Origin of the sequence: Amaricoccus sp., from assembly GCF_017993425.1 — a bacterium.
Classification (GTDB): Bacteria; Pseudomonadota; Alphaproteobacteria; order Rhodobacterales; family Rhodobacteraceae; genus Amaricoccus.
The window spans coordinates 1-3,224 of record NZ_JAGOMQ010000092.1 but is presented as its reverse complement, the minus strand read 5'-3'; the positions used below and the strand labels follow the sequence as shown (position 1 = coordinate 3,224).

Genomic DNA, 3,224 nt, shown 5'->3' with positions numbered 1-3,224 from the left:
GCCCTACGTCATGCGCACGCACAACTTCGGCGTCCTGATGGCTGCACCGGTCCTGGGTGGAGACCCCGCCGCGCGCGGCCAGACCCCCACCGCGGACGATGATAGCCAAATCGACACGCAAAGTGGCCAAGATCTTGTCGCCGCGCTGCGCCGCCTCGGCCATGACGCGACCCCCCTCGCGGCCGACGACGACCTCGACCTGACCCTCAGGGCCGCCAGGATCTCCGCCTGCATCCTCGCCACCCACGGTCCGGCCGGCGGCACCGGCGAGCTCCAGGGCCTGCTCGCCCTGCGCCAGATCCCCTTCGTGGGCCCCTCTGCGGCCGCTGCAGCCCTCGCCTTCGACAAGCTGCGGGCCCGCCAGATCCTCGGCTTTCACTCCCTCCCGGTGCCCGCGACCCTCGCCCTCTCCGGTGAGAGCCTCGACCGTCAGGCCCTCGGCCTGCTCGGCTGGCCCGCCGTCCTCAAGCCCCGTCACGGCAGCCTCGGCGCCGGCGTGCGCTTTCTCGGGGACGCCGCGAGCGTCGCCCTCGCCGCCGACGAGCATCACCGGCCCGGCGGCGGCTGGCTGCTCGAGCGGGCCGTCGCCGGCCGCGAGATCCAGGTCGTCCTCCTCGATGGTCGGATCCTCGGCGCCATGGAGGTCGAGCGCGACCCGGCCGCCCCCCGGCAGATCTGCGCCATGGTCTGCCCGCCCAGCCTGTCCCGCAGCCGCCGCCACGGCATCGACAACCTCGCCCTCCACGCCGCCTCGGCCCTCGGCCTGACCCGCGGCCCCGCGCGCGTCGACCTCATCCTTCACGAGCGCCACAACGAGGTCATCCTCGAGGTCGAGCCGCTCCCGCCGCTGCATCAGGCCGGCGTCGTCGCCAAGGTCGCCCGCGCCGCCGGCCTCTCCTACGACCAGCTGGTCTCCGCGCTCATCCACGACCTCGTCGACGCACCGGCCCTGCGCGTGCCCTCGCGCCACCGCGCCGAGTCCGTCGCAGCGCTCCAGTAAGCCCGCACGGGCACCGCCTCACTCGCCGCGCCGGGCGAGTGCGGCCGCACGGCCCAGGCGCCGCCTCAAACGCCCGCGAACAGCCGAGCCCCGAAGCTATCGGACAGCCGCTGGTCGCCGAAGATCTTCCGCGCCGCCGCATTCACATCGTACTCGACGCGCTTGAACTCGAAGACCCCCCGAGCAGAGTCGTAGAGCGTGTAGCTGGCGCGCGGGTCGTGGTCACGCGGCTGACCGACCGAGCCGACCGACACGATGTAGCGAAACTCCGGGTGGACCTCGAAGCTCTTGGTGACGACCTCGTAGACCCGATCGCGGCCGACCGCGAAGGACTTGCACAGGTGCGAGTGGCCGATGAACGTGATCTGCCCGAGCGACTCCCAGATCGGGATGCAGGTCTGGGCCTGCTCGACGCTGAAGATGTACTCGAACTCCTCGAGGTCGACCGGCGACCCGTGGCAGAAGTGGGTCATCCCATCCTTCTCGAAGTAGTTGAGCTTGCGCAGCCAGGCCATGTTGTCCTGGGTCAGCTGACCGGCGTGCCAGTCCAGCGCCTCGCGGGCGGCGTCGTAGTAGTAGCTGTAGTCCATGCGCCCGGCGACCGCCGCGTCGTGGTTGCCGAGGATCGTGTAGCGGGTGACCCGCTTGACGATGTCGCAGCACTCGTTGGGCTGGGCGCCGTAGCCGACCGTGTCGCCGAGGCACACGAGGGCGTCGACCTTCTCCCGGTCCAGGGCGCGAAGGACCGCCTCGAGGGCGTCGTGGTTGGCGTGAGTGTCGCTAAAAATTCCGTAACGCATCAGTCGTCCCCGACCACTTCGAAATCGCCGTCGGCGTCGAGCTCCGGCGTGGTGATGGCCTCGTAGGCCCGCGTCGAGAAGCGACGGATGTCTCGCTCGACGCGATCCTCCGTCCCCATGCCCGCGCCGCGCCCCTCGCCTTGCACGTCGGCGAGTGTAGCAAGCGCTCGCCTGGCCGCGGAGGAAACCGAGGGGTCACCGACCTCGAGCAGATTTTCGACCGCCAGGCGTCCTGCGCCCCCTGGCGCGTCTCCGTCCGAGACCACGAGCTCGGCCAGGGCTCGCGCCGCGCGGCCGAGGAGCGCCTCGCGGCGATCGCCCGTGCTGCCGCGGAGCAGCGCGCACAGCGGCCCGACGACCCGCGGTCCGAAGTTGCCGAGCGCCTTCGCGGCGTCGATCCACACGGCGGAGCTCTCCGCGCCCAGCAGCGCCACCAGGGGATCGATCGCGCGGCGGTCGCGGGCCAGTCCGAGGAGGATCGCCGCCGCCTGGCGCAGCGGGCGAGCCCCCGAGCCGAGTAAGGTCAGCAACTCGGGCACCACCCGGGCCCCGAGCTCGGCCAGCGCCGGCATCACGGCCAGGAGGTCGTCCTCCTCCAGCGACGGAAGCACCGCCATCGCCTCGCCGATAGGACCTCCGCCAGAGAGGATGGCCATCGCCCGCGCGAGCTGCTTCGGATCCGCGGCCGGACGCGCCGGCGGGTCCACGGCCGGCTGCTCGAGCACCAGCAGCGGCGGCTCCGGCGGGCGAGCAGGCGGCGGACCGCGAAGCCCCACCGGCGCCCCTGCGCCGATCTCCCCCGCGACCGCGACCGACTCCTGGGCGCTGCGGCGCGGACGCGGCAACGAAGCGGCCGCTCGCGGCGGCTCGACCGGCCCGCGAAGCTCGACCCCGGAGCCCGCGCGAGCGGCCGGTCCGCCCCGCACCTCCGCCAGCGCCGCCGTGCGAGCCGTATCAGCGGTGGCCCGCGCCGGCTCGGCCGATGGCGCCGCGGGGCTCGGCCCCGACCCCGGCCGCAGCGGCGCCGCCGCCCGCATCGGCGCGGACGGGGCTCGCTCGCTCGCCGCCCGCAGCGGCGCGGACGGGGCGCGCTCGGCCGCGCGCATCGGCACCGAGGGCGGACGCGAATCGTCCGCGGCCGGCACGCGGGCCGACGCGCTCGCGCCGGTCCCAGGGCGCACACCCGGGCGCGGCGCATCGCTGCGCCGACCGAGGCCGAGCGCGCGCGTGACTTCGGGCGGCGGCGAGAGGCTGTGGTGCTGACACAGATCGAAGATCGCGCGCCACGCCTGTTCGGCCTGTTCGGGGCTGAGATCATCGCCGCGGGCGATCGCCGCGCTCCGGTTGGCGACCAGCTTCTGGATCCACTCGCCCGCGTCGCGGACCAGCTCGGTCCCGAGGATCCGCCGCCAGAACCGGGCCGG

Annotated in this window: 3 protein-coding genes; 1 reads left to right on the top strand and 2 read right to left on the bottom strand. The window is 73.7% G+C overall.

The features are described 5' to 3' along the window. Positions 1-1,000, top strand: a 1,000-nt coding sequence (locus KBB57_RS19985) for a hypothetical protein (RefSeq protein ID WP_290754146.1), incomplete at its 5' end; no start/stop codon positions are given. A gap of 65 nt (positions 1,001-1,065) precedes the next feature. Here KBB57_RS19985 and KBB57_RS19980 read toward each other — a convergent pair. Next, complete coding sequence (locus KBB57_RS19980) at positions 1,066-1,800, bottom strand: metallophosphoesterase family protein (RefSeq protein WP_290754145.1); 735 nt, start codon at positions 1,798-1,800, stop codon at positions 1,066-1,068. Further along, positions 1,800-3,224, bottom strand: a 1,425-nt coding sequence (locus KBB57_RS19975; protein WP_290754143.1) for a HEAT repeat domain-containing protein, incomplete at its 5' end; no start/stop codon positions are given. The genes KBB57_RS19975 and KBB57_RS19980, both read right to left, overlap by 1 nt.

What these genes read in the sequence shown, in the direction of transcription:
- KBB57_RS19980 (WP_290754145.1), bottom strand. Translation starts at nt 1,800, where the DNA reads ATGCGTTACGGAATTTTTAGCGACACTCACGCCAACCACGACGCCCTC.